The organism is Kitasatospora sp. NPDC094019, assembly GCF_044764505.1.
In the GTDB taxonomy this organism is placed as follows: domain Bacteria; phylum Actinomycetota; class Actinomycetes; order Streptomycetales; family Streptomycetaceae; genus Kitasatospora.
Genome location: NZ_JBIWIF010000011.1, coordinates 201,001 through 225,219, shown reverse-complemented (window position 1 = coordinate 225,219; position 24,219 = coordinate 201,001). Strand labels below are relative to the sequence as shown.

General features: G+C 72.6%; 19 protein-coding genes, 1 tRNA gene, 1 other RNA gene and 1 riboswitch. Of the genes, 17 read left to right on the top strand and 4 right to left on the bottom strand.

Annotated elements, in window-relative coordinates; all coding sequences use genetic code 11:
• Nucleotides 1–18 precede the first annotated feature (18 nt).
• Nucleotides 19–1,131 carry a peptide chain release factor 2 gene (gene prfB, locus ACIQ9P_RS25230; RefSeq protein ID WP_402360257.1) on the top strand — a complete coding sequence of 371 codons (1,113 nt, stop codon included), beginning with the start codon at nt 19–21 and terminating at the stop codon, nt 1,129–1,131.
• A gap of 138 nt (nt 1,132–1,269) precedes the next feature.
• Here the strand turns inward: prfB and ACIQ9P_RS25225 are convergent, their stop codons facing one another.
• Nucleotides 1,270–1,464: a hypothetical protein gene (locus tag ACIQ9P_RS25225; protein WP_045938705.1), complete on the bottom strand. Its 195-nt coding sequence runs from the start codon at nt 1,462–1,464 to the stop codon at nt 1,270–1,272.
• Between the two features lie 351 nt (nt 1,465–1,815).
• Between ACIQ9P_RS25225 and ftsE the strand changes: the two genes are divergently transcribed.
• The 8 genes from ftsE (at nt 1,816) to ACIQ9P_RS25185 (ending at nt 10,905) form a co-directional block, all read left to right on the top strand.
• On the top strand, nt 1,816–2,505 hold the full coding sequence (gene ftsE / locus ACIQ9P_RS25220; protein ID WP_030394280.1) for a cell division ATP-binding protein FtsE: 690 nt from the start codon (nt 1,816–1,818) through the stop codon (nt 2,503–2,505).
• A 76-nt stretch (nt 2,506–2,581) separates the two neighbouring features.
• A complete protein-coding gene (ftsX, locus tag ACIQ9P_RS25215) occupies nt 2,582–3,493 on the top strand; it encodes a permease-like cell division protein FtsX (RefSeq protein ID WP_030394279.1) in 912 nt (303 codons plus the stop codon).
• 122 nt (nt 3,494–3,615) lie between these two features.
• Entirely contained in the window at nt 3,616–4,764 is a 1,149-nt protein-coding gene (locus tag ACIQ9P_RS25210) for a S41 family peptidase (protein WP_402360252.1), read from the top strand.
• Between the two features lie 44 nt (nt 4,765–4,808).
• Nucleotides 4,809–5,285, top strand: a complete 477-nt coding sequence (gene smpB, locus ACIQ9P_RS25205) for an SsrA-binding protein SmpB (RefSeq protein WP_043474758.1) — start codon at nt 4,809–4,811, stop codon at nt 5,283–5,285.
• Between the two features lie 86 nt (nt 5,286–5,371).
• Nucleotides 5,372–5,753: a transfer-messenger RNA gene (ssrA, locus tag ACIQ9P_RS25200) on the top strand.
• A gap of 128 nt (nt 5,754–5,881) precedes the next feature.
• Nucleotides 5,882–8,182, top strand: a complete 2,301-nt coding sequence (locus ACIQ9P_RS25195; RefSeq protein ID WP_402360248.1) for a HelD family protein — start codon at nt 5,882–5,884, stop codon at nt 8,180–8,182.
• Nucleotides 8,183–8,592: 410 nt separating this feature from the next.
• Nucleotides 8,593–10,065, top strand: coding sequence for an NAD-dependent malic enzyme (locus ACIQ9P_RS25190; RefSeq protein ID WP_402360245.1), 1,473 nt, complete (start codon nt 8,593–8,595; stop codon nt 10,063–10,065).
• A 558-nt stretch (nt 10,066–10,623) separates the two neighbouring features.
• Nucleotides 10,624–10,905 (top strand): HU family DNA-binding protein, encoded by a 282-nt coding sequence (locus ACIQ9P_RS25185; protein WP_188304146.1) that lies wholly within the window; start codon nt 10,624–10,626, stop codon nt 10,903–10,905.
• 99 nt (nt 10,906–11,004) lie between these two features.
• On the opposite strand, the gene murA is transcribed toward ACIQ9P_RS25185, so the two are convergent.
• Complete coding sequence (gene murA, locus ACIQ9P_RS25180) at nt 11,005–12,378, bottom strand: UDP-N-acetylglucosamine 1-carboxyvinyltransferase (protein WP_402360243.1); 1,374 nt, start codon at nt 12,376–12,378, stop codon at nt 11,005–11,007.
• A gap of 308 nt (nt 12,379–12,686) precedes the next feature.
• On the opposite strand from murA, the gene ACIQ9P_RS25175 reads away from it, so the two are divergent.
• The 6 genes from ACIQ9P_RS25175 (at nt 12,687) to ACIQ9P_RS25150 (ending at nt 20,056) form a co-directional block, all read left to right on the top strand.
• Nucleotides 12,687–13,271, top strand: a complete 585-nt coding sequence (locus ACIQ9P_RS25175) for a YqgE/AlgH family protein (protein ID WP_402360240.1) — start codon at nt 12,687–12,689, stop codon at nt 13,269–13,271.
• Between the two features lie 121 nt (nt 13,272–13,392).
• On the top strand, nt 13,393–13,674 hold the full coding sequence (locus ACIQ9P_RS25170) for a DUF3039 domain-containing protein (RefSeq protein ID WP_030394272.1): 282 nt from the start codon (nt 13,393–13,395) through the stop codon (nt 13,672–13,674).
• A 96-nt stretch (nt 13,675–13,770) separates the two neighbouring features.
• Nucleotides 13,771–15,381 carry a beta-N-acetylhexosaminidase gene (locus ACIQ9P_RS25165; protein WP_402360237.1) on the top strand — a complete coding sequence of 537 codons (1,611 nt, stop codon included), beginning with the start codon at nt 13,771–13,773 and terminating at the stop codon, nt 15,379–15,381.
• Between the two features lie 303 nt (nt 15,382–15,684).
• Entirely contained in the window at nt 15,685–16,551 is an 867-nt protein-coding gene (locus ACIQ9P_RS25160; protein ID WP_051742572.1) for a xanthine dehydrogenase family protein subunit M, read from the top strand.
• On the top strand, nt 16,548–17,732 hold the full coding sequence (locus tag ACIQ9P_RS25155; protein WP_402360234.1) for a (2Fe-2S)-binding protein: 1,185 nt from the start codon (nt 16,548–16,550) through the stop codon (nt 17,730–17,732). The genes ACIQ9P_RS25160 and ACIQ9P_RS25155 overlap by 4 nt, the downstream gene beginning before the upstream one ends.
• Nucleotides 17,729–20,056 (top strand): xanthine dehydrogenase family protein molybdopterin-binding subunit, encoded by a 2,328-nt coding sequence (locus ACIQ9P_RS25150; protein WP_402360231.1) that lies wholly within the window; start codon nt 17,729–17,731, stop codon nt 20,054–20,056. The genes ACIQ9P_RS25155 and ACIQ9P_RS25150 overlap by 4 nt, the downstream gene beginning before the upstream one ends.
• Nucleotides 20,057–20,198: 142 nt before the next feature.
• Here ACIQ9P_RS25150 and ACIQ9P_RS25145 read toward each other — a convergent pair.
• A tRNA-Cys gene (locus ACIQ9P_RS25145) sits at nt 20,199–20,270 on the bottom strand.
• Between the two features lie 255 nt (nt 20,271–20,525).
• A riboswitch (guanidine-III (ykkC-III) riboswitch) is annotated at nt 20,526–20,591 on the top strand.
• Nucleotides 20,592–20,636: 45 nt separating this feature from the next.
• Between ACIQ9P_RS25145 and ACIQ9P_RS25140 the strand changes: the two genes are divergently transcribed.
• Both ACIQ9P_RS25140 and ACIQ9P_RS25135 read left to right on the top strand, forming a co-directional pair.
• Nucleotides 20,637–20,951 carry a DMT family transporter gene (locus ACIQ9P_RS25140; RefSeq protein WP_402360229.1) on the top strand — a complete coding sequence of 105 codons (315 nt, stop codon included), beginning with the start codon at nt 20,637–20,639 and terminating at the stop codon, nt 20,949–20,951.
• Nucleotides 20,952–21,126: 175 nt separating this feature from the next.
• Nucleotides 21,127–22,584 carry an MFS transporter gene (locus tag ACIQ9P_RS25135; protein WP_402360226.1) on the top strand — a complete coding sequence of 486 codons (1,458 nt, stop codon included), beginning with the start codon at nt 21,127–21,129 and terminating at the stop codon, nt 22,582–22,584.
• Nucleotides 22,585–22,640: 56 nt separating this feature from the next.
• Here the strand turns inward: ACIQ9P_RS25135 and ACIQ9P_RS25130 are convergent, their stop codons facing one another.
• Nucleotides 22,641–23,885: a hypothetical protein gene (locus tag ACIQ9P_RS25130; protein WP_402360223.1), complete on the bottom strand. Its 1,245-nt coding sequence runs from the start codon at nt 23,883–23,885 to the stop codon at nt 22,641–22,643.
• Between the last annotated feature and the right edge of the window lie 334 nt (nt 23,886–24,219).

Below are 24,219 nucleotides of genomic sequence, written 5' to 3'. Positions count from 1 at the left end.
AACCATTACCCTGGGGGCGTGGCAGCCGTCGATCCTTCCGAAGAGCTCAAGAACCTCGATACGACCATGGGGTCGATCGAGGCCGTCCTCGACCTGGACAAGATCCGGGCCGACATCGCGGTCCTGGAGGAGGAGGCAGCCGCCCCCACCCTGTGGGACGACGTCGCGAACGCGCAGAAGGTGACCAGCCGGCTCTCCTTCCTCCAGGGCGAACTGCGCCGGGTCGAGGGCCTCCGCGGCCGCATCGACGACCTGGGCGTCCTGTTCGAGCTGGCCGAGGCCGAGAACGACGCGGACACCCGCGTCGAGGCCGAGGCCGAGCTGGTCTCCGTCGCCAAGGCGGTGGAGGAACTGGAGGTCCGCACCCTCCTGTCGGGCGAGTACGACGCCCGCGAGGCGCTGATCAACATCCGCGCCGAGGCCGGTGGCGTGGACGCCGCCGACTTCGCCGAGCAGCTGATGCGCATGTACCTGCGCTGGGCCGAGCGGCACGGGTACCCGACCGAGGTCTACGACACCTCGTACGCGGAGGAGGCCGGCATCAAGTCCGCGACCTTCACCGTGAAGGCTCCCTACGCCTACGGCACCCTCTCGGTCGAGCAGGGCACCCACCGCCTGGTCCGCATCTCGCCGTTCGACAACCAGGGCCGCCGGCAGACCTCGTTCGCCGGCGTCGAGGTGCTCCCGGTCGTCGAGCAGTCCGACCACGTCGAGATCGACGAGTCGGAGCTGCGCATCGACGTCTACCGTGCCTCCGGTCCGGGCGGCCAGGGCGTCAACACCACCGACTCGGCGGTGCGCATCACGCACATCCCGACCGGCGTGGTGGTCTCCTGCCAGAACGAGCGTTCGCAGATCCAGAACAAGGCGTCCGCGATGAACGTCCTCCAGGCCAAGCTGCTGGAGCGGCGCCGCCAGGAGGAGCGCGCCGCGATGGACGCGCTCAAGGACAGCGGCAGTTCCTGGGGCAACCAGATGCGCTCCTACGTGCTGCACCCGTACCAGATGGTCAAGGACGTCCGGACCGCGTTCGAGGCCGGCAACCCGCAGGCCGTGCTGGACGGCGACATCGACGGCTTCATCGAGGCCGGCATCCGCTGGCGCAAGCAGCGCGAGACCGCCGCGCAGTAGTCGTGACGGGCAGCAGCGGAAACGGGCAGTAGCCGAAACGGGAAGGGCCCCGACCGGATTTCCGGTCGGGGCCCTTCCCGTTCGTGCATGTCCACCGTGTACGTCCGCCGGTGGTTCCGTGTACCGCCGGTACCTCTCTCAGGCCAGTGCCTGCCGCGCGAGCAGCACCACCGCGAGCAGCCCGGCCAGGACGGCCAGCAGCATCGCGGGGGAGAGCGCGGCGAACGGACCCTGCTGCTCCTGCAGCCTGGCCCGGGTGGCCCGGCAGGCGGGGCAGCGGCCCTCGCTGACGCGGCCGTTGCAGTTGGCGCACACCAGATGGTCGCAGGTCATGCGATCTCCTCCTCGCTGCTACTGCCAACGCACCGGACCGGGCCTTGGTTCCTTCTTGTGCCCTGTGCGGCGGAGCGGTCGGGCCCGACCGCAACCTCCACTCTGCCAGGTTCCGGCCGTTCCGGCCCCCGGGCTGTGAGATGGCTCCTATTATTCAGGGCATAACCGGGCATTCTCCCCCAGCATTCCACCGCTGTCGCGCCCTGAACCTGCGGGCCGGGCGGGCCTTCGCGTATGGTCCCAAGCCGGGAGCGACCGTTCCGCTCCCCTCGCCCGCCCCGGGCCGGGCACGCCGAGGGGGCGGACCGACCGAGGACTGGCGCCGCCTAGGATGGCCTCCGTGATGCAGCCGTGATCAGATTCGACAACGTCTCCAAGACCTATCCCAAGCAGAACCGTCCCGCCCTGGACAACGTCTCGCTGGAGATCGAGAAGGGTGAGTTCGTCTTCCTGGTCGGCTCGTCCGGCTCGGGCAAGTCCACCTTCCTGCGGCTGTGCCTGCGCGAGGAGCGGCCCAGCACCGGAGAGGTGCACGTCCTGGGCAAGGACCTGGGCAAGCTGTCCAACTGGAAGGTGCCGCACATGCGCCGCCAGCTGGGCACCGTGTTCCAGGACTTCCGGCTGCTGCCGAACAAGACGGTCGCGCAGAACGTCGCGTTCGCGCTGGAGGTCATCGGGAAGCCGAAGAGCGCCATCGGCAAGGTGGTGCCCGAGGTGCTCGACCTGGTCGGCCTCGGCGGCAAGGAGGACCGGATGCCCGGCGAGCTCTCCGGTGGTGAGCAGCAGCGCGTCGCGATCGCCCGGGCCTTCGTCAACCGCCCCATGCTGCTGATCGCGGACGAGCCCACCGGCAACCTCGACCCGCAGAACTCGGTCGGCATCATGAAGCTGCTCGACCGCATCAACCGCACCGGCACCACGGTGCTGATGGCCACCCACGACCAGGCCATCGTCGACCAGATGCGCAAGCGCGTCATCGAGCTCGACAAGGGGCTGCTGGTCCGCGACCAGGCCCGCGGCGTCTACGGGTACCAGCACTGACCGTTCGGCGCTGAACCCGTGGGCCGTCCGCCCGCCTCCTCCGACCAGCAGTACCGACCCTGGAGTTGTTGAACGCATGCGCGCCCAGTTCGTCCTGTCGGAGATCGGTGTGGGTCTCCGCCGCAACCTGACGATGACCATCGCGGTCGTCGTCAGTGTCGCGCTCTCCCTCGCCCTCGCCGGTGCCTCCCTCCTGGTCCGCGACCAGGTCAACTCCATGAAGGGGTACTGGTACGACAAGGTCGAGGTGAGCATCTACTTCTGCACCAAGGCCGACGCCCGGAACTCGCCCCAGTGCGACAAGGGCGCGGCCACGGACCAGCAGATCGCCGACATCAAGACCCAGCTGGACAAGATGGACTCGGTGGTCCAGACCTCGACCTTCGAGAACTCCACCGAGGCGTACAAGCACTGGAAGGAGATGAACCCGGACAACCCGCTCATCTCCGTCCTCGGCCCGGACGCCATCCCGCAGTCCTGGCGGGTCAAGCTGAAGGACCCGACCAAGTACGACGTCATCCAGAGCGCCTTCGCCGGCAAGCCCGGCGTCAAGTCGGTCGAGGACCAGCGGAAGATCCTGGAGAACCTCTTCGGCCTGCTGAACGGCCTCCAGACGGCGGCCTTCGTGATCATGGTGCTGATGCTCTTCGTCGCCCTGCTGCTGATCGTCAACACCGTCCGGGTGTCGGCGTTCAGCAGGCGGCGCGAGACCGGCATCATGCGCCTGGTCGGCGCCTCCAACTTCTACGTCCAGATGCCGTTCATCGCGGAGGCCGCGTTCTCCGCGCTGCTCGGCGCGGTGATGGCCTCCGGACTGCTGCTCGGCGGGCACTTCTTCGTCCAGAACTGGCTGGCGGAGCGGGTGCAGTTCATCCACTTCATCGGCCTCTCCTCGGTGCTGGCGGTGATACCGCTGCTGGTCGTGGTGGGTATGGGCATGGCCGGCATCGCGGCCTTCTTCACCCTCCGCAAGTACCTGAAGGTCTGACCGGAGCACGCTCCGGACGACCGGGCGGCCCCGGACGGCACTGCGCCGTCCGGGGCCGCCCGCGTTCCGCCGCAGTCCGTTCCGCCCGTGCCGGCCACGGGCTGGGCCTAGACTCCGATGCCATGTCCGTCTCCCCTCGTGCGACCCGTCAGGCGGCCACCCTCGGCCTGGTGTTCGGCGCGGTCCTGCTGGCCGGGGCCGCCACCGGTGCCTGGGGCGAGCCGGGTTCGGCGGTACGCCCGGCCTCGGTGGACGCCGTCCGGCCCGTCGCGGCGCCCCTCGGGGCGGGCCAGGACCCGGCCGGCGCGAACCTCTCCCAGCAGCAGGCCGAGCATCTGATCGGCGCCGCCGGGGACCGCTGGGGCGCGTACTACAGCGCCCAGGAGTACGCCGAGTTCAGCCAGGGCCTGGACGGCCGCTACCTGGGCGTGGGTCTGTCGGTCGGCCGGGGCGAGGACGGCGTCACCACCGTCTCCCAGGTGCTGCCCGCCGGCCCGGCCGCCGCCGCCGGGATCGCGGTCGGTGACCGGCTGCTGCGGATCGGCGAGGACGCCGCCGATCGGCTGCCGGTGACCGAGGTGGTCGCCCGGCTGCGCGGACGCGAGGGCGCCGAGCGGCAGACCGGCTCCGAAGTGGTGCTGGAACTGCAACGGGGCGAGGGGGAGGCCCGCGAGGTCCGGCTGCGCCGGGCGCTGCTGGACAGCCAGCAGGTGACCGTGGAGCACCTGGCCGGCGGCGTGGCGCGGATCGCCGTCCGGGCCTTCACCTCCGGCGTGGCCGAGCAGGTGCGCGCCGCCGTGCGCGGCGCGCGCGCCGGGGTGGTGCTCGATCTGCGCGGCAACTCGGGCGGGCTGGTCGAGGAGGCCGTCGGCACCGCCGGGGTCTTCCTGGACGGCGGCCCGGTCGGTTCCTACCAGGACCGCGGCGGCACCCGCGAGCTCACCGCCCCGCCCGGCGGCGACCAGCGCACCCCCCTGGCGGTGCTGGTGGACGGCGGCACCATGAGTGCCGCCGAACTGCTCACCGGCGCGCTCCAGGACCGGGGCCGGGCCGTCGTGGTCGGCGGCCGGACCTTCGGCAAGGGCACCGTCCAGCAGCCCAGCCGGCTCGCCGACGGAGCCGTGCTGGAACTCACCGTCGGCCGCTACTACACCCCGGCCGGACGCTCCCCGGAGGGTTCCGGGCTGGCCCCGGACGTCCCGGCGGGCGCCGCGGAGGACGCGGACGCGCTCGCCCTGCGGGTCCTCGCCGGTCTCGGCAGCCGCGCGTAAAGGGGCTGCTGCGGGACGGCCGGAGGTGCGAGAATGACGGCGCTATGGCAAAGGAAACCGGACACAAGCTGATCGCGCAGAACAAGAAGGCGCGACACGAGTACACCATCCTCGACACCTACGAGTGCGGCCTCGTGCTCACCGGTACGGAGGTGAAGTCACTGCGGGAGGGGCGGGCCAACCTGGTCGACGGCTACGCCTACATCCAGAACCACGAGGCGTGGATCGACAACGTCTTCATCCCCGAGTACACCCAGGGGACGTGGACCAACCACGCGGCGCGGCGCAAGCGCAAGCTGCTGCTGCACCGGATGGAGATCCAGAAGATCGAGACGAAGGTCCGCGACGCCGGCCACACCCTCGTCCCGCTCTCGCTGTACTTCAAGGACGGCCGGGTGAAGCTCGAACTGGCGCTCGCGGTCGGCAAGAAGCTCTACGACAAGCGGCAGACCCTGCGGGAGAAGCAGGACACCCGCGAGACGGCGCGCGCCGTGGCGGCCGCCCGGCGGCGCCAGAGTTAATCGGCTGGACCCCCGCTGGTCGCCTCGCGTAGGATGGCGCCAGCAACAAGGACGGTCACCGTCCGAGCTGTTTCTCAAAAAAACATGGGGATGATCGGTTTCGACAGGGGATGTTGAAACAGGGGAAGCGAGCCGAGGAACGCGGCAATGATCTCGTTAACCACGTGTCGCAAAAAAATAATCGCCAACTCTAAGCGCGATTCCCAGCAGTTCGCTCTCGCTGCCTAATAAGCACCGATAGCGCTTGGGTGTCAGACCGGGGAGTTCCCGACCCGGACCCTGGCATAATCTAGGGAACTCAACCGTCCACCCGGGCTGCGAGGGTGGATGGGAAATCAAACAGCAGCTGGGCCTGTTGGCGGCTTGTCCGTGTGACTGCCAGGGCCGAGAAAATCACAGCGGACTGCGCTCGGAGAAGCCCTCGATTGACTCCACTGGACCCGGGTTCGATTCCCGGCATCTCCACCACCCCATGTTCACAGTGAAGGCCACCCACCGCGTTGCGGAGGGTGGCCTTCACGTTTCCCCCGCCCGGGGCGTAGGATCGTCCGTCCGCTCGTTTCCCGGAGCGGGATTCCGCCGCAACCACCGAGGCCATGCAGAGCAACACGGACACCACCGCCACCGACCACGAGACCGTGCGCGCGCGCGAGATCGCCGGTGAGCAACGCCACCTGGACACCGTCTACCACCGTCTGGAGGAGAAGCTCGCCGAGGCCGAGTACATCCTTGAGGACGCCGCCAAGCGGGTGCACGTCGGAACCCCGGGAGCGCTCGCCGAGCGCGACGCCCAGGTGTACCGGGCCGGCGCGCACCTCCAGCGGCTCAACAACGAGTTCGAGGACTTCTTGTTCGGCCGGGTCGACCTCCAGCGGGCCGACGCCCCGGAGGAGCACGGCATCCCCTCGAACACCCCGCTCGACCCCGCCGACCCGACCGTGGCCGAGACCCTGCACATCGGCCGGCTCGGCGTACTGGACGCCGAGTTCGGCCCGCTGGTGATCGACTGGCGGGCCCCCGCCGCCGCGCCGTTCTACCGGTCCACCCCGCTGGAGCCCGGCCGGGTCCTCCGGCGCCGGGTGATCCGTTCCAAGGGCCGCAAGGTGATCGGGGTCGAGGACGACCTGCTCCGCCCCGACCTCACTCCCACCCTGGACGGCCAGGAACTGCCGGTGGTGGGCGACGGCGCGCTGATGGCCTCGCTCGGACGGGCCCGCAGCCACTCGATGCGCGACATCGTCTCCTCCATCCAGAAGGAGCAGGACGAGGTCATCCGCGCCCCCGCGGCCGGGGCCACCCTGGTCACCGGCGGCCCCGGCACCGGCAAGACCGCCGTCGCGCTGCACCGTGCCGCGTTCCTGCTCTACCAGGACCGCCGCCGGTACGCCGGGGGCATCCTGGTGGTCTCGCCGACCCCGCTGCTGGTCTCCTACACCGAGGGCGTGCTGCCCTCGCTCGGCGAGGAGGGCCAGGTCGCCATCCGCGCGGTCGGCTCGCTGGTCGACGGCATCGAGGCCGGCACCTACGACACCCCGCGGGCGGCCCGGATCAAGGGTTCGGCCCGGATGGTCCAGCTGCTGCGCCGGGCCGCCCGGGCAACGCTGGAGCTGCGCGCTCCGCAGGAGCTCAAGGTGGTCGCCCGCGGCGAGGTGCTGCGGCTGGACGCGGGCCGGCTCAGGACCGTGCGCGGCAACGTCCTCGGCTCCGGCGGCACCCCGCTCAACCTGCTCCGCCCGCGCGCCCGCCGGCTGCTGCTGGACGCGCTCTGGCAGGAGGCCGTCCGCGACCTGCCCAGGCCGGCCGACCACTACGCCCGCGAGCGGCGGCAGGAGGAGAAGGAGTCCTTCGACGAGTACGTCTCGGACGAGGCGCCGTTCCTGGCCTTCCTGGACGCCTGGTGGCCCGCGGTCACCCCGCGCTCGGTGCTCGGCACCCTGAAGCAGTCCCGGCACACCAACCGGATCGCCCGCGGCACGGTCACGCCGGAGGAGTCCAAGGTGCTGGCCGCCTCCTGGCGGCACCTGTCCGAGCACGGCGAGGGTGACTTGTCGGCACACGACGTGGCGCTGGTGGACGAGCTCCAGTTGCTGCTCGGCGAACCGGCCAGGCCGAAGTTCCGCGAGGTCGACGCGGCGGACCTGCTGACCGGCCTGGACGAGGTCACCACCTTCGCCGACCGGAACTCCCGGCAGCGGGAGCGGGTGCAGGCCGAGCGCGCCGAGTACGCCCACGTGATCGTGGACGAGTCGCAGGACCTCACCCCGATGCAGTGGCGGATGATCGGCCGCCGGGCCCGGATGGCCACCTGGACCATCGTCGGCGACCCGGCGCAGTCCTCCTGGCCGTTCCCGCAGGAGGCGCAGGCCGCGCTGGACGAGGTGCTGTCCGGGAAGCCGCGCCGCCGCTACACGCTGACCGTGAACTACCGGAACCCGGCCGAGATCGCCGAGGTGGCGGCCAAGGTGCTGGCACTGGCCGCGCCCGGCACGCCGTCGCCGAGCGCGGTGCGGCACGTGGGCGTCGAGCCGAGGTTCGCGGCCGTCACCGACCCCTCGCCGCAAGCCTTCGGCGCGGCCGCCAGGGCCGAGCTGGAGCGCCTGCTGGGCGAGGTGGACGGCACGGTGGCCCTGGTGGTGCCGATGGACCGGCGGACCGAGGCGGCCGGCTGGGCCGGGGGCCTGGGCGAGCGGGTGGTGACACTCGGCAGTCTGGAGGCCAAGGGCCTGGAGTACGACGCGACGGTGGTGGCCGATCCGACCGGGATCGCCGGCGAGTCGGAGGCGGGCCTGCGGGTGCTGTACGTGGCGCTCACCCGGGCGACCCAGCGGCTGACCGTGCTGTCCGGTCCGGACGACCTGCCCGACGCGGCCGGGATGCCGGCGCTGCTGCACGGCTGAGCGCGCCGCCGTTCGCCCGTCCGGGCGTCTGACGGAGCGTGACGGCCGGCCCCGCCCGGGCCGGCCGTCACCGGGCCGTCGGCGCCACCCGCGCGGAGCGCGAAGAAGGCCCCTCACCCGGTGGGTGAGGGGCCTTCAGAAGCTACGACACCGACCCGCCATGCTCGCCTCGCGGCAAGTGGTCCCTCGAAGGGACGAAGGTTGGGCCCGGGGGCTTGGATCGAGCCGGTGTCCCGTCCAATGTAACGCATCGGGCGCCGGAGGCAAGAAGTTGTCGGGTCCGCACACTCAATGAACGTTATTTCTGGCTACGCCCTGGTAGGTGCGACGATCGAGGTCTAGCATGCGCAGGCGAGGGACTTCAACAAACTGTTGAACTCGCGGACGGACAGACGGAAGAAGGAACGTCGATGGCGACGGTGCCCAGTGTCTCCAACTCGATCACGGTGCGGCTGGAGGTCCCGGCCACGGGCAACGCCGTCAGCGCGATCACCACGGCGGTGGAGTCCTCCGGCGGCTCGGTGACCGGCCTCGACGTCACGGCCTCCGGCCTGGAGGCGCTCCGGATCGACGTGACCGTGGCCGCCGCCTCGGTGGCGCACGGCGAGGAGATCGTCGAGAAGCTCCGGACCATCGACGGCGTCACCATCGGCAAGGTCTCCGACCGTACCTTCCTGATGCACCTCGGCGGCAAGATCGAGATGTCCTCGAAGCTGCCGATCCGCAACCGCGACGACCTCTCGATGATCTACACCCCGGGTGTCGCCCGGGTCTGCATGGCGATCGCCGAGAACCCCGAGGACGCCCGCCGCCTCACCATCAAGCGCAACAGCGTCGCCGTGGTCACCGACGGCTCCGCGGTGCTGGGTCTGGGGAACATCGGCCCGGCCGCCGCGCTGCCGGTCATGGAGGGCAAGGCGGCCCTGTTCAAGCGCTTCGCCGGGATCGACGCCTGGCCGATCTGCCTGGACACCCAGGACACCGACGAGATCGTCGCCATCGTCAGGGCGATCGCCCCGGGCTTCGCCGGCATCAACCTGGAGGACATCTCCGCGCCGCGCTGCTTCGAGATCGAGGCCCGGCTGCGCGAGGCCCTGGACATCCCGGTCTTCCACGACGACCAGCACGGCACCGCGATCGTGGTGCTGGCGGCGCTGATGAACGCGCTCAAGGTGGTCGGCAAGGAGATCTCCGGGATCCGGGTGGTCATGTCGGGCGCCGGCGCCGCCGGCACCGCGATCCTCAAGCTGCTGATGGCCGCGGGTGTCGAGCACGCCACCGTGGCGGACGTGCGGGGCGTGGTCCACCAGGGCCGTGACGACCTCGACGAGAACCTGCGCTGGATCGCCGACCACACCAACCGCTCGGGCCGTACCGGCAGCCTCAAGGAGGCCGTGGCGGACGCCGACGTCTTCATCGGCGTCTCGGCCCCGAACGTGCTGGACGGCGACGACCTGGCCACCATGGCCGGGGACGCGATCGTCTTCGCGCTGGCCAACCCGGATCCGGAGGTCGACCCGGCGGTGGCCCGGCAGACCGCCGCGGTGGTCGCCACCGGCCGCAGCGACTTCCCGAACCAGATCAACAACGTGCTGGTCTTCCCCGGCGTCTTCCGCGGCCTGCTGGACGCGCAGAGCCGCACGGTCAACACCGAGATGATGATCGCCGCCGCCCGGGCGCTGGCGGCCACCGTCGGCGACGACGAGCTCAACCCGAACTACATCATCCCCAGCGTGTTCCACAAGGACGTGGCCAAGACCGTGGCCGCCGCCGTCCGGGACGCCGCCCTGGCCGCCGCCTCGGAGGCGCCCGCGCCGGCCCGTCCGACCCCGGGCATCGTCGGCACGCTCGACACCGCCTCCTTCCCCGCCGTGCGGCTCTGACCTCGGACGTCGTCGACGGGCCCCTGCGCCGGGCCCGGCGTCCGGCCTCCGCGACGGTGTCCGCACCGTGGCGTGGATCGATCAAATGACCGATTAACGGTCGTACCCGCCCATTCCCGCCCCGAACCCTTGCGACACAAGGGCGAGGGGCGTGTTTGGGCTTGTCGGACCTAGGGCGTACGGTAGCCCTGCACGGGGCAGGCGTGTCCGACAAGTACGGAACGTCCCCCTGGCCTTCCGGCGCGTCCTCCCGACCGCCGCCCGCGCCCGGTCCGCCGGAGCCGACGGAGCGTCACACCTCCGGCGGGCGGGCGCTGTTCGGGTCGTGGCGCCGGGGCCCGATTGGCTTTCTCGGGGCCGGTCGGGGCAGGATTCGTATCCGGGCAGGCAGGCGGGCCTTCGAGGGCACGGCGCGCGGCACTGGGTGCGGACCCGGCTCGCGACCACGCATTGCCTGCATGAGCACAGTGTGCGGACCCGCGGCCCATCGGGGTGCCTCCCGGTGGGAGTACCGACGGGCCCCGGCACACCGCAAGCGAACAGACCACAGGAGTACACATGAACCGCAGTGAGCTGGTGGCCGCGCTGTCCGAGCGCGCCGAGGTGACCCGCAAGGACGCCGACGCCGTTCTGGCCGCCTTCGCCGAGATCGTCGGCGAGGTCGTCGCCAAGGGCGACGAGAAGGTCACCATCCCCGGTTTCCTGACCTTCGAGCGCACCCACCGCGCGGCCCGCACCGCCCGCAACCCGCAGACCGGCGAGCCGATCCAGATCGCGGCCGGCTACAGCGCCAAGGTGAGCGCCGGCTCCAAGCTCAAGGAAGCCGCCAAGGGCGTCTGAACGACCTCTTGAACGGCCGGGAGGCCGGGTCCCCCTCGTGGGGACCCGGCCTCCCGCCGTTGTGTCCGGCGGCCCCGCGGGGCCGCCGGACGTCACCGGTCAGGCGTCGACGAGCTCACCGCTCGGCTCGCCCGCGGCCACCGCGGGCAGCTCGCCCGGCAGCTCGGCGTGGGCGCCGAGGTCGCGCAGCTTGTCCATGAAGTTCTCGTAGCCGCGGTTGATCAGGTCGATGCCGTGCACGGTCGAGGTGCCCTCGGCCGCCAGCGCCGCGATCAGGTACGAGAAGCCGCCGCGCAGGTCCGGGATGACCAGCTCGGAGCCGATCAGCTTGGACGGGCCGGAGACCACCGCGGAGTGCAGGAAGTTCCGGGCGCCGAAGCGGCACGGGGTCGCGCCCAGGCACTCGCGGTAGAGCTGGATGTGGGCGCCCATCTGGTTCAGCGCGCCGGTGAAGCCCAGCCGCGACTCGTACACCGTCTCGTGGACGATGGACAGGCCGGTCGCCTGGGTCAGCGCGACAACCAGCGGCTGCTGCCAGTCGGTCTGGAAGCCGGGGTGGACGTCGGTCTCCAGGGCGATCGCCTTGAGCTCGCCGCCCGGGTGCCAGAAGCGGATGCCCTCGTCGTCCACCTCGAAGGCGCCACCGACCTTCCGGAAGGTGTTGAGGAAGGTCATCATCTCCAGCTGGCGGGCGCCGCGGACGTAGATGTCGCCCTTGGTGGCCAGCGCCGCGCAGGCCCAGGAGGCGGCCTCCAGCCGGTCCGGCAGCGCCCGGTGGTTGTAGCCGCCCAGCTCGTCCACACCGGTGATGAGGATGGTGCGGTCGGTGCCCAGGGTGATGATCGCGCCCATCTTCTGCAGCACGCAGATCAGGTCGACGATCTCCGGCTCGATGGCCGCGTTGCGCAGCTCGGTGACGCCCTCGGCGAGGACGGCGGTGAGCAGCACCTGCTCGGTCGCGCCGACCGACGGGTAGGGCAGCTCGATCCTGGTGCCGCGCAGCCGCTGCTGGGCCACCAGGTAGGTGCCCTGCGGGTGCTTCTCGATGGTGGCGCCGAACTGGCGCAGCACCTCGAAGTGGAAGTCGACCGGGCGGCCGCCGATGTCGCAGCCGCCCAGGCCCGGGATGAAGGCGTGGCCGAGGCGGTGCAGCAGCGGGCCGCAGAAGAGGATCGGGATGCGCGAGGAGCCGGCGTGGGCGTCGATGTCGGCGACGTTGGCGCTCTCCACGTGCGAGGGGTCGAGGATCAGCTCGCCGTCCTCGTCGCCGGTGCGGACGGTCACGCCGTGCAGCTGCAGCAGACCTCGGACCACCTTGACGTCGCGGATGTCCGGAACGTTGCGCAGTCTGCTGGGGCCCTGGCCGAGCAGGGCGGCGACCATGGCCTTGGGGACCAGGTTCTTCGCACCGCGGACGCGGATCTCGCCTTCGAGCGGGTTTCCGCCGTGGACCAGCAGGACGTCGTCGGTCATCGTTCTCGCAATCCGGGGTGCCAGAGGAGTGGGGCGGGCTCGGCGACGAGCCAGGCGGTGGAGCGTTTCACGGGCGCGTCGGGCCCCCGGCGTGACCGAGTCGGCACCGTGGAGGGGCGTCCACCATCAGTAGATGGTAGTGGTCGTGCCGACGGTTCCCGTGAGCCTCTCCCGTGATGGTGCTCTCCCCGGGCCCGGGGCGCGCGTCGGCGGGTCCGTACGGGTGTTCGTGGCGAGTGGGGCCGGACGGCCGGTGCGGTCGCCGTTTCGGGTGCCGCCGCCGGGGGTTCTGCGGGATCATGTGAGGCATGACGGCGGCCCATTCGCACGGAGGCCGGTCCCACACCGGCCGTCTGCTCGTCGCGACGCCCGTGCTCACCGACCCGAACTTCGCCCGGGCGGTGGTGCTCCTCCTCGACCACGACGCCGAGGGGGCGCTCGGTGTCGTGCTGAACCGGCCGACGCCGGTCGAGGTCGGGACGGTGCTGGACGGCTGGGGGATACTGGTCGGCCTGCCCGCGGTGGTGTTCCAGGGCGGGCCGGTGGCGCTGGACTCGGCGCTGGGCCTGGCGGTGGCACCGGGGGAGCCGGGCACCGGGGAGCCGCTCGGCTGGCGCCGGGTCCACGGCGCGATCGGCCTGGTGGACCTGGAGGCGCCGCCCGAGGTGCTGGCCGGGGAGCTCGGGGCGCTGCGGATCTTCGCCGGCTACGCGGGCTGGGCGCCCGGGCAACTGGAGTCGGAGATCTCCACCGGGGCCTGGTACCTGGTGGAGTGCGAGCCCGGGGACATCTCCAGTCCGGAGCCGGAGCGGCTGTGGCGCGCGGTGCTGCGGCGCCAGCGCGGGCCGCTGGCGCTGCTGGCGACCTATCCGGACGATCCGACCCTGAACTGAGTCCGGCCCCGCGTCCGGAACCGGTTCCGGACGCGGGGCCGGGGCCGATTCGAAGGTGCGCCGTCACGTCGGCGCCGCGACACTGGCCCGCTTCTCCGGGGCGCCCATAGACTTGGCACTCATGAGCACTCTTGAGCCCGAGCGCGGCCTCGGCACCGGCACCCTGGTCGAGCCCGTCCCGCAGGTGTCCCACGGGGACGGCGACCACGAGCGCTTCGCGCACTACGTCCAGAAGGACAAGATCATGGAGAGCGCGCTCTCCGGATCCCCGGTGGTGGCGCTCTGCGGCAAGGTGTGGGTGCCCGGTCGCGACCCGAAGAAGTACCCGGTCTGTCCGATGTGCAAGGAGATCTACGACGGCATCGGCAAGCCGCAGGACGGGGACGGCGACAAGGGCAAGTAGCCCGCGCCGACCGAGTTCCGCACACCACCGTTTTGCATGGTGCCGCGATTCCCGAGTGGTCTATGCCACTGGTCGGGGTCGGGGCAGGATGGCGCAATGGACCTCATCCCCGCTCCCGTGAGTTCCGTCCGCCTCCCGGACCAGGACTTCCCGCTCGACCGGACGACCACCCTGACCGCGCCGCCCGAGCTGGCCGGGGCCGAACGGTGGCTGCGTTCCTCGCTGACCGCCGCCACCGGCCTGCCGCTCGCCCCGGGGCGGCCCGGCGAGGGTGTCGAACTGCTCCTCGACCCGGCGCTCGCCGCCGAGGCGTACCGGATCTCGGTGCGCCCCGGCCACGCGGTGATCACCGCCGGCGGCCCCGCCGGCGCGCTCTGGGGCGCCCAGACGCTGCGCCGGCTGCTCGGCCCGGACGCCTACCGGCGCGCGCCGCTGCGTTCGTCCGACTGGGTGCTGCCCGGCGTCGACCTCGCGGACGAGCCGCGGTTCGGCTGGCGCGGCGCGCTGCTGGACGTCGCCCGGCACTTCCTGCCCAAGTCCGACGTGCTGCGCTTCGTCGACCAGCTGTCCGCGCACAAGCTCAACGTGCTGCACCTGCACCTGACCGACGACCAGGGCTGGCGGGTGGAGATCAAGCGTTACCCCGGGCTCACCGAGCGGGCGTCCTGGCGTGAGCGCTCGATGGTCGGCTACCGCTCCGCCGGGCGCCGCGACGACTGCCCGCACGGGGGCTTCTACACCCAGGCCGACCTGCGCGAGATCGTCGCCTACGCGGCCGAGCGGGCCGTCACGGTGGTGCCCGAGATCGACCTGCCGGGCCACACCCAGGCCGTCGTGGCCGCCTACCCCGAGCTGGGCAACGCCGACGTGGTGGACACCGGGGCCCTCGGGGTGTGGACCGACTGGGGGGTCAGCCACAACGTGCTCAACCCCTCCGAGGCCACCCTGCGGTTCTTCGAGGGCGTGCTGGAGGAGGTCCTGGAGATCTTCCCGTCCGAGTTCGTCCACCTCGGCGGCGACGAGTGCCCCAAGGAGCAGTGGAAGGACAGCGCGGCCGCGCAGGAGCGGATCCGCGAGCTGGGCCTGGACAACGAGGACGAGCTGCAGAGCCACATCATCCGGCACTTCGACCGCTGGCTGGCCGAGCGCGGCCGCCGGCTGATCGGCTGGGACGAGATCCTGGAGGGCGGCCTCGCCCCGGGCGCCGCCGTGGCGTCCTGGCGCGGTTACGGCGGCGGCATCGCCGCCGCGCAGGCCGGGCACGACGTGGTGATGTGCCCCGAGCAGCACGTCTACCTGGACCACCGGCAGGCACCGGGCGAGGACGAGCCGATCCCGGTCGGCTTCGTGCGCACCCTGGAGGACGTCTACCGGTTCGAGCCGGTGCCGGCCCAGCTCGACGCGGAGGCGGCGCGCCGGGTGATCGGCACCCAGGCGAACCTGTGGAGCGAGTTCATGGACAGCGCCCGGGACATCGACTACCGGGCCTTCCCCCGGCTCGCGGCCTTCGCCGAGGTCGCCTGGTCGGCGCTGCCCGCCGACCCGGCCGCCCGCGACTTCGCCGGCTTCGAACAGCGGATGGCCGGTCACCTGGAGGTGCTGGACGCGCTCGGCGTCGAGTACCGCCCGGCCGCGGGCCCGCACCCGTGGCAGACCCGCCCGGGGGTGGTGGGCCGACCGATCGAGGGCCCGCCGCCGGCGGTCTGAACCGGAGGCCCGCGGGAACTTCCGGGTGGGCGTCGGACGTCAAGAACAGATGAACATCCGCCCCGGTCCGGACCGGACCGGGGCGGATACCGCCCGGTATCGGTCTCAATCGGGCAGTACCGTTCGCCTGCCCCGAAATGATCATCGAGCATTGTGTGCCAGAGTTGCCCAACCCGGCCCGATCGCCCGTACCCTACGGGCCAGGCCGGGCTGCCGGAGCGGACACCCCCGTCCAGGGGCCGCGGGCGGCAGGCGATCGATGAGCAAGTGGAGCACGGTGGGACCCAGGTGAACCGGACGATCATGCTGCCGGCCTCCCTCGACGAGGCCGTCGAAGCGCTGGCCGCTCACCCGGCCGCGGTGCCGGTGGCCGGCGCCACCGACCTGATGGAGGCCGTCAACGCGGGACGTCTCCGCCCCGCCTCCCTGGTCGGCCTCGGCCGGATCACCGAACTCCGCGGCTGGCGCTACGAGGACGGCGGCACCGCGGTCCTCGGCGCCGGGCTGACCCACGCCCGGATGGACCGGCCGGACTTCGCCGCGCTGATCCCCGCGCTCGCCGACGCCGCCCGCACCGCCGGGCCCCCGCAGGTCCGCAACGTCGGCACCCTCGGCGGCAACATCGCCACCGCCGCCCCGGCCGGCGACACCCTGCCGGTGCTCGCGGCGCTGGAGGCCAGCGTCACCCTGGCCCGGGCCGGCGCCACCCGCGAGGTCCCGGTCAGCCACCTGCTGACCGGTCTCGACCCGCTGCGGCCCGGCGAACTGCTCACCTGGGTGCGGGTCCCGCTGCTGCACGCCCCGCAGGTCTTCCTCAAGGCCACCGGCCGCAGCGGCCCCGCCCGTGCCACCGCTTCCGTCGCCCTGGTCCTGGACCCGGCCCGGCGCGCCGTCCGCTGCGCCGTCGGCGCCGTCGCCCCGGTGCCGCTGCGGCCGCTGGAGGCCGAGGCGTGGGTGGCGGGCTGCATCGACTGGGACGGTTCGCGGGAGATCGACCCCGCCGCGACCGCGGCCTTCGGCGAGTACGTGGCCGCGGCCTGCGTCCCCGACGGCTACGGCGCGGAGGGCGCCTGGGAGGCCGTCACCGAGGGGCCGAGCGCGGCCGCCGTCCGTCTGCGGCGTACCGTAGCCGTGCTGGCCCGCCGGGCACTGGGAAGGGCGCTCAAGTGACCACAGACCACCCCATCGAGGCCCTGGACGCGGGGATGCTCGACCACGCGCACGACCACGCGCCGCAGGTCAGCCGGGAGCTGCGGCCGACCACCTCGTACAGCCTGCGGGTCAACGGCTTCGAACGGCCCGTCACGGACGCCTGGATCGGCGAGAGCCTGCTCTACGTGCTGCGCGAGCGGCTGGGCCTGGCCGGCGCCAAGGACGGCTGCGAGCAGGGCGAGTGCGGGGCCTGCTCGGTGCAGGTCGACGGCCAGCTGGTGGCCGGCTGCCTGGTGCCCGCCGCGCTCGCCCAGGACAGCGAGATCAACACCGTCGAGGGCCTGTCGGCCGGCGGCGGCGCCAGCGACGTCCAGCAGGCGCTGGCCGAGTCCGGCGCGGTGCAGTGCGGCTACTGCGTGCCCGGCCTGGCGATGGCCGTGCACGACCTGCTCCAGCGCAACCACCGGCCCACCGAGGTCGAGGCGCGCCAGGCGCTGTGCGGCAACCTCTGCCGGTGCACCGGCTACCGGGGCGCGCTGGCCGCCGTGCAGACCGTCGCCGACGCGCGCGCGGCCGCGGCCGGTGCCGTGGAGGCCGTCGCCGAGGAGGCCCCGGCCGCTCCGGCGCCGACACCCGCGGCCGCCGCCGCGGACCCCGGGCCGGCGACCACCGACCTGCCGGTCTACACCGAGGACGCCTGGATCGAGCACGTCCCGCAGCCGCCCGCCGAGCAGGCGGCCCCCCCGGCCGGCCCCGGCGCGGCCCCTGGGTACGGCGCCCCGGGCGGGCCCGGCCGGACCGACGGCCAGGGCGGCTACGACAGCGGGGTGTACGACACCACCGTGCTGGCCCCGATCCGGGACGTCCCGGCGCAGCGGGCCGACGGCTCCACCGGTTTCTTCCCCGCCCAGGGCTACCCCGAGCAGCAGCCCTACCCCGGCGCGACCCCGGCGCACGGCACCTACCTGCCGGGGAACGGCTACCCCGACCAGGGCGGCTACCCGCAGCAGCCCGGCTACGACAGCGCCTCGGCGTACGACGGCCCGGTCTACGAGACCCCCGCCACCCCCGCGCACGGCACGCCGTACGTCCCCGCGCCGCACGGTGCCCCGGCCGAGGGCACCGCCCAGGCCGGCGTCCCGTACGGCGCCACCCCCGCCCACGGCATCCGGCTCCCCGAGGACGACCACGCATCATGACGTCGCCTACCGACATCGGCGCAGCACTCCAGCAGGACGGTGACGCGGGCGGCGCGACGGAGCCGTTCGGGCTGGGCAGTTCCCCGCTGCGCAGTGATGCCCTGCCCAAGGCGCTCGGCATCTTCCCGTACGCCGCCGACCTGTGGGCCGAGGGCCTGTTGTGGGGCGCGGTGCTGCGCTCGCCGCACCCGCACGCCCGGATCCTCGGCATCGACACCTCGGCCGCGCTGGCCCTGCCCGGTGTGCACGCGGTGGTCACGGCCGCCGACCTGCCGGCCGGTCCGGACGGCGGTCCGGACGGCGCGCCGTCCGGACCGATCGTCGCCGACCGCCCGGTGCTGGCCGCCGGAGTGGTCCGCCACCACGGCGAGCCGGTGGCCGCGGTCGCCGCCGACCACCCCGACACCGCCCGGCTCGCGGTCGGTCTGATCGTCGTCGAGTACGAGCCGCTGGAGGCCGTCACCGACCCCGAGCAGGCTTTCACCGCCCCGGCGCTGCACCCGGACGGCAACCTCTTCCGCCATCTGCCGCTGCGGACCGGCGACCCGGAGGCGGCCGGCGAGATCATCGTCGAGGGCCTGTACCAGGTGGGCCGGCAGGACCCGGCCCCGCTCGGCGCCGAGGCCGGCCTGGCCGTGCCGCGCCCGGACGGCGGGGTCGAACTCCACCTGTCCTCCACCGACCCGCACGGCGACCGGGACCGCACCGCCGCCTGCCTGGGCCTGGAGCCGGACCGGGTGCGGCTGGTGGTCACCGGGGTGCCCGGCGCCACCTCCGACCGTGAGGACCTCTCCTTCCAGGTCACCCTGGCGCTGCTGGCGCTGCGCACCGGCCGCCCGGTGAAGATGACGCTCACCCGTGAGGAGTCCTTCCACACCCACACCTCGCGGCACCCGGCGCTGCTGCGCTACCGCCACCACGCGGACGCCGATGGCACGCTGGTGAAGGTCGAGGCGCAGATCCTGCTGGACGGCGGCGCCTACGCGGACGTCTCGGCCGAGGCGCTGGCCGCCGCCACCGCCTTCTCGGTCGGTCCGTACAACTGCCCCAACGTCTTCGTGGACGCCTGGGCGGTGCGGACGAACAACCCGCCGGCCGGCCGGATGCGCGGCGAGGGCGCGCTGCAGGTGTGCTTCGCCTACGAGTCACAGCTGGACCAGTTGGCCGCCCGGATCGGGGTGGACCCGGTGGAGGTCCGCCGGCGCAACGTGATGGCGACCGGGGACCCCCTGCCCACCGGACAGGCCGTGACCTGCCCGGCGCCGGTGGCCGCGCTGCTGGACGCCGTGGCCGCGGAGCCGCTGCCGGCGCTGCCGGTGGACGACCCGGACGCCGAATGGCTGCTGCCGGGCGGGCCCGGCGGCGCGGGCGACCCGGCCGCGGTGCGGCGGGGGATCGGCTACGCGCTGGGCATGGTGCACATGCTGGGTGCCGAGGGCGAGGACGAGGTCGCCACCGCGACGGTGCGGGTCAGCGGCGACCACGCCACGGTGATCTGCGCCGCGGTCGACGCCGGCCAGGGCTTCGCCACGCTGGCCCGGCAGATCGTGCAGAGCGTGCTGGGCGTCGGCGAGGTGTACATCGCGCCCGCCGACAGCGACCAGGCGGAGGCCGGGCCGGCGGCCCGGGGCCGGCACACCTGGGTGTCCGGCGGCGCGGTCGAGCGGGCCGCGCTGATGGTCCGCCACCAGCTGCTGCAGCCGATCGCCGCCGACTTCGGGATGTCGGTGGAACTGCTGCAGATCGCCGACGGCAAGATCACCTCGTACGACGGTGTGCTCGGCATGCCGGTGGCCGAGGCGCTGGAGGGCAAGGAGCTCTGGGCGACCGCGCAGTGCCGCCCGCACCCGACCGAGCCGCTGGACGAGGCCGGGCAGGGCGACGCCTTCGTCTCCATCGCGTTCTGCGCGATGCGCGCGGTGGTGGACGTGGACATCGAGCTGGGCGCGGTCCGGGTGGTCGAGGTGACGGTGGCCCAGGAGGTGGGCCGGGCGCTGAATCCGCGCCAGATCGAGGACCGGATCGAGGCGGGGGTCGCCCAGGGCGTCGGCCTGGCGCTGCTGGAGGACCTCCGCACCGAGGGCGGCGTGCTGGCCAACCCCTCGCTGACCGGTTACCGGCTGCCGACCGCGCTGGACACGCCGGAGATCCGGGTCGCCGCCCTGCTGGAGGAGCGCGACGTGGTGGCCCCGTTCGGGGCCAAGGCGGTCAGCGCGGTGCCCGCGGTGACCGCGCCGGCGGCGGTGGCCGCGGCGGTCCGGGCCGCCACTGGCCTGCCGGTGGGCCGGCTGCCGATCCGCCCGGAGGACGCCGTCACCGGCTGAGCCGGTGCCACCGGGTGAGCCGGTGCCACCGGGTGATTCCGCGGCGATCGCGGAATCACCCGGTGCCCGGGCTTTTCTTCGGAAAGCACGACGAATTGCCGGTCGGCCTTTTCGGGGCCGGACCGGCAATTCGTTTTCGGGGAGGCCATGACGGGAATCGAACCCGTGTACACCGCTTTGCAGGCGGTTCCCTGATCCACTCGGGCACACGGCCGTGGGGTGGGGCTGGTGGTGCGGCTGGACTGCGGGTGCGCTCAGGCGCAGCGGCAGCAGCGACAGGGGCGACAACAGTGGGGAGCGGTGGCACAGGTGCGGGGCGCGTGGGCCGCCGTGTTCCTGTCCATGTCCGACTCCTGTCGTCGTCCGCCGTGTTGGTGAATTCAGTCTGGCGGAATGCCGGGCGGAGCGTCAATATCCTTTTGTAAATTCCGTGTGGCGGGATTCACGGAGGGGTGTGCTACGGTCGGGAGCAGGTGGCCCCCGACGGCCGCCCCGGACGAGCGCGTCGTACCCGGTGACGACAAGACGGCGCAGTGACAGCGGCAACCCGGCCGCTGCCGACTGCGGAGGTACGACCGTCATGGCTTGGCTCGTTCTGCTTGTTTCCGGTGTCCTGGAGACCGTCTGGGCGGTGGCCCTGGAATCCTCCAAGGGCTTCTCGCGGCTGGTCCCGACCGTGGTGTTCGGTGTGGCGCTGGCGCTCTCGATGGGCGGACTGGCGTACGCGATGCGCTCGATCCCGATCGGCACCGGCTACGCGATCTGGGTCGGCATCGGCGCGGTGGGCACGGCGCTGTACGGCATGACCGTGCTCGGCGACGCGGTGACCCTGGCCCGGATCGGCTGCCTGCTGCTGATCGTCTCCGGCGTGGTGGGCCTGAAGGTGCTGCACTGAGCCACCCGGGGGCGGGGTCCGAAGGTACCGCGCCGGGCCGCCCGAAGGGGCCGGGCCGAGCCGTCCGGAAGGCCCCGCGCCGGGTCCTCGGCCTCCGGTCCTAGGACTGTCGGCGGAGGCGGATCCCGACCGCGGTCAGGGGCCATCGGGCCGGATGCGCCTTACGATCATACGTATGACCACAGCCTCCCCCGTGTCGGCCGACACCGCCCCCGTTCCGATATCGACCGACCCCGGCGGAGGGGTCATGGGCGACCGCTTCCGGGCGCTGACCCTGGGCATCGTCTCGGTGGTGCTGGTGATCGCCTTCGAGGCGACGGCCGTCAACACCGCGATGCCGGTCGCCGCCCGTGAACTCGACGGGCTCGGGCTGTACGCCTTCGCCTTCTCCGGCTACTTCACCACCACCCTGTTCGCCCTGGTCGTCTCCGGCCAGTGGTGCGACCGCAGCGGGCCGCTGCGGCCGCTGTTCACCGGCATCGTGGTGTTCGGTGCCGGGCTGCTGGTGGCCGGGGCGGCGCCGGGAATGTGGATCTTCGTGGGCGGCCGGGCGATCCAGGGCCTCGGCGGCGGCCTGGTGATCGTCGCGCTCTACGTGGTGGTCGGCCGGGCCTACCCCGAACGACTGCGGCCCTCGGTCTTCGCGGCCTTCTCCTCGGCCTGGGTACTGCCCTCGATCATCGGCCCGGTGGTCTCCGGGGCGGTCACCCAGCACATCGGCTGGCGCTGGGTGTTCCTCGCCGTGCCGGTGCTGATCCTGCTGCCGCTCGCGGTGATGGGCCCGGCGCTGCGCCGCTCGGAGAAGGCGCAGCCGGTGCTCAGGGGCGGCGGGTTCGACCGCCGCCGGACCGGGCTGGCCGCGATGGCCGCGCTGGGCGCGGGCCTGCTGCAGTACGCGGGCCAGCGGCGCGACCTGCCCGGGCTGCTGCCGGCCGTCGCGGGTGCGGCGCTGCTGGTCCCGGCGGTGCTGGGGCTGCTGCCGGCCGGGACGCTGCGGGCGGGGCGCGGACTGCCGACGGTGATCCTGCTGCGCGGGGTCGCGGCCGGGGCGTTCTTCGCGGCCGAGGCGTTCATCCCGCTGATGATGGTGACCGAGCGCGGGTTGTCGCCGACGCTGGCGGGTCTCACCCTGACCAGCGGCGGCCTGTCCTGGGCGCTGGGTTCCTGGATCCAGGGCCGGCCGGGGGCGGAGCGGCACCGGGCGCTGATGATCCGCGGCGGCTTCGCGCTGACCGCGGTGGCCATCGCGGGCGCGGCGCTGGTGCTCGTCCCGGCGGTGCCGGCCTGGGTGGCGGCGGTGGCCTGGGGCGTCGGCGGGATCGGCATGGGCCTGGCGGTGGCGAGCATCAGCGTGCTGATGATGAAGCTGTCCACGCCCGAGGACGCCGGGGCCAACTCGGCCTCGCTCCAGGTGAGCGACGCGCTGGGCAATGTGCTGCTGGTGGGGCTGGCCGGGGTGCTGTTCGCGGCGCTGGGCGGCGGCTCGGTGGCCGCCGCCCACGACGGCGCCGCGGGCACCGGGTCGACCGCGGCCTTCACGGTGATCTTCCTGGTCATGACCGGGGTGGCGCTGCTCGGCGCCCTGGTCGCCGGCCGGGTCCGGAAGGCGCCGGCCGAGCCCTCGGCCGGCTGACCGGTCGGGCGGGAGGACCTCCGGCGGACCCGGCCCGTCCGGCCCGGCCTCTGGCCTCAGAAGCTCTCCCAGCCCCCGGCCGGCGCCTGGCCGGGGGCGAGGCCCTGCAGTTTGCGCAGCAGCGCCGGCTCCTGGGCGTCCAGCCAGTCGACCAGCTGGCGGAAGGACACCATCCGCACCTCGGGCCGGTCGGCGATCGCCTTGATCACCTCTTCGACGGCGTTCATGTAGATGCCGCCGTTCCACTCCTCGAAGTGGTTGCCGATGACGAACGGGGCGCGGTTGGTGGTGTAGGCGCGCTCGAAGCCCATCAGGTAGGAGTCCCGGGCCTGGGTCTGGAAGCCGGGGTGGAGCGCCGGGTCGGCCTTGGTGTTGCTCCCGCACTGGTTGAACATGATGTTGTAGTCCATCGACAGCACCTGGAAGGTGTGGCCGGGGAAGGGGATGGACTGCAGCGGGAGGTCCCAGAGCGCACCGCCCTGGATCTTCTGCGGCCAGGTCTGGGTGCCGTTGCCGCTGCTGTCGTAGCGCCAGCCGCGCCGGACGGCGGTGGGGAGCAGGTTGCGCTGCCCTTCCAGGCAGGGGGTGCGGCTGCCGATCAGCTCCTTGCGGTAGTCGAAGGGCAGCGCCGGCAGGTCGGTGAAGCCGGTGTTGGTCCGCCAGTTCGTGACGAAGCCCATCGCCTGCTCGATCTCGCTGTCCCACTCCTCGGCGGACCACTGGCCGACGCCGTTGGCGCCGCAGAAGTGCCCGTTGAAGTGGGTGCCGATCTCGTGCCCCTCCAGCCAGGCGGCGTGCAGGTTCTCCAGGGTGTCGTGGATGTGCTGGTCGCTGAGGTAGCCGATGTCGGAGGCGCCGACCTTGTGCTGCGGCGGGTGGTAGAGGTCCTTCTTCCCCTCGGGCAGCAGGTAGGACCCGCTGAGGAAGAAGGTCATGGACGCGTTGTGCTCCCGGGCGAGCCGGCGGAAGCGGGCGAACAGGCCGTTGTCGAGCTCGGCGGCGCCGTCCCAGGAGAAGACGACGAACTGGGGCGGGCGCTGGCCGGGCCGCAGGGGTTCGAGCGAGGGCTGGTTCGGCTGCGGGCCGGTGTCCGAGGTGGAGCCGTCGCCGATCAGGGTGACCGGGGGCTTGGCGGCCTCGGTCGGGGTCGTGGCGTGGTCCTCGGCCGGGGTGGCCGGGACCGGGGCCGGAGTGGTCGCCTGTCCGCCGTCGGTATCGGTCCGGCTCGCGCAGCCCGCGGCGAGGCTGGCGGCGCCGGCGGCACCCGCGGCCAGCAGGGTGCGACGGGAGAGGGCGTCCATGGTCACTCCGTTCGTGGGGCGTGCGCGGGGGCGGGGCACGGCAGGCGCGCGCGACCGTCCGCCGGACCGGGTCCGGTGGGACAAGTGCGGTGATAAGCCTGTGAACGGGGCCAGCATGGCATGTGATCGGAAGCGGTCAGTGCTTCACCACGAACGGTCGGAAGTCATCGCCCGAAGGATGCAACCGCGATGACGTTCCTGAATGTCAGATGAAGAGATTGTCGCGACAACGTGCATCCGCCAGGTGACCGGAGAGTGGCGTCACGGTGACGACTCACCCGCTCGGACCACGTCGGACCGCCCGGCCCCTGCCGATCGGGGGGAGTGAGTACGA

Excerpts from the sequence above, each read along its gene's own strand:
- ACIQ9P_RS25225 (WP_045938705.1), bottom strand. The coding sequence starts at position 1,464 with ATGACCTGCGACCATCTGGTGTGCGCCAACTGCAACGGCCGCGTCAGC.
- ftsX (WP_030394279.1), top strand. The coding sequence starts at position 2,582 with ATGCGCGCCCAGTTCGTCCTGTCGGAGATCGGTGTGGGTCTCCGCCGC.
- ACIQ9P_RS25210 (WP_402360252.1), top strand. The coding sequence starts at position 3,616 with ATGTCCGTCTCCCCTCGTGCGACCCGTCAGGCGGCCACCCTCGGCCTG.
- smpB (WP_043474758.1), top strand. The coding sequence starts at position 4,809 with ATGGCAAAGGAAACCGGACACAAGCTGATCGCGCAGAACAAGAAGGCG.
- ACIQ9P_RS25195 (WP_402360248.1), top strand. The coding sequence starts at position 5,882 with ATGCAGAGCAACACGGACACCACCGCCACCGACCACGAGACCGTGCGC.
- ACIQ9P_RS25190 (WP_402360245.1), top strand. The coding sequence starts at position 8,593 with ATGGCGACGGTGCCCAGTGTCTCCAACTCGATCACGGTGCGGCTGGAG.
- ACIQ9P_RS25185 (WP_188304146.1), top strand. The coding sequence starts at position 10,624 with ATGAACCGCAGTGAGCTGGTGGCCGCGCTGTCCGAGCGCGCCGAGGTG.
- murA (WP_402360243.1), bottom strand. The coding sequence starts at position 12,378 with ATGACCGACGACGTCCTGCTGGTCCACGGCGGAAACCCGCTCGAAGGC.
- ACIQ9P_RS25175 (WP_402360240.1), top strand. The coding sequence starts at position 12,687 with ATGACGGCGGCCCATTCGCACGGAGGCCGGTCCCACACCGGCCGTCTG.
- ACIQ9P_RS25170 (WP_030394272.1), top strand. The coding sequence starts at position 13,393 with ATGAGCACTCTTGAGCCCGAGCGCGGCCTCGGCACCGGCACCCTGGTC.
- ACIQ9P_RS25165 (WP_402360237.1), top strand. The coding sequence starts at position 13,771 with ATGGACCTCATCCCCGCTCCCGTGAGTTCCGTCCGCCTCCCGGACCAG.
- ACIQ9P_RS25160 (WP_051742572.1), top strand. The coding sequence starts at position 15,685 with ATGCTGCCGGCCTCCCTCGACGAGGCCGTCGAAGCGCTGGCCGCTCAC.
- ACIQ9P_RS25150 (WP_402360231.1), top strand. The coding sequence starts at position 17,729 with ATGACGTCGCCTACCGACATCGGCGCAGCACTCCAGCAGGACGGTGAC.
- ACIQ9P_RS25140 (WP_402360229.1), top strand. The coding sequence starts at position 20,637 with ATGGCTTGGCTCGTTCTGCTTGTTTCCGGTGTCCTGGAGACCGTCTGG.
- ACIQ9P_RS25135 (WP_402360226.1), top strand. The coding sequence starts at position 21,127 with ATGACCACAGCCTCCCCCGTGTCGGCCGACACCGCCCCCGTTCCGATA.
- ACIQ9P_RS25130 (WP_402360223.1), bottom strand. The coding sequence starts at position 23,885 with ATGGACGCCCTCTCCCGTCGCACCCTGCTGGCCGCGGGTGCCGCCGGC.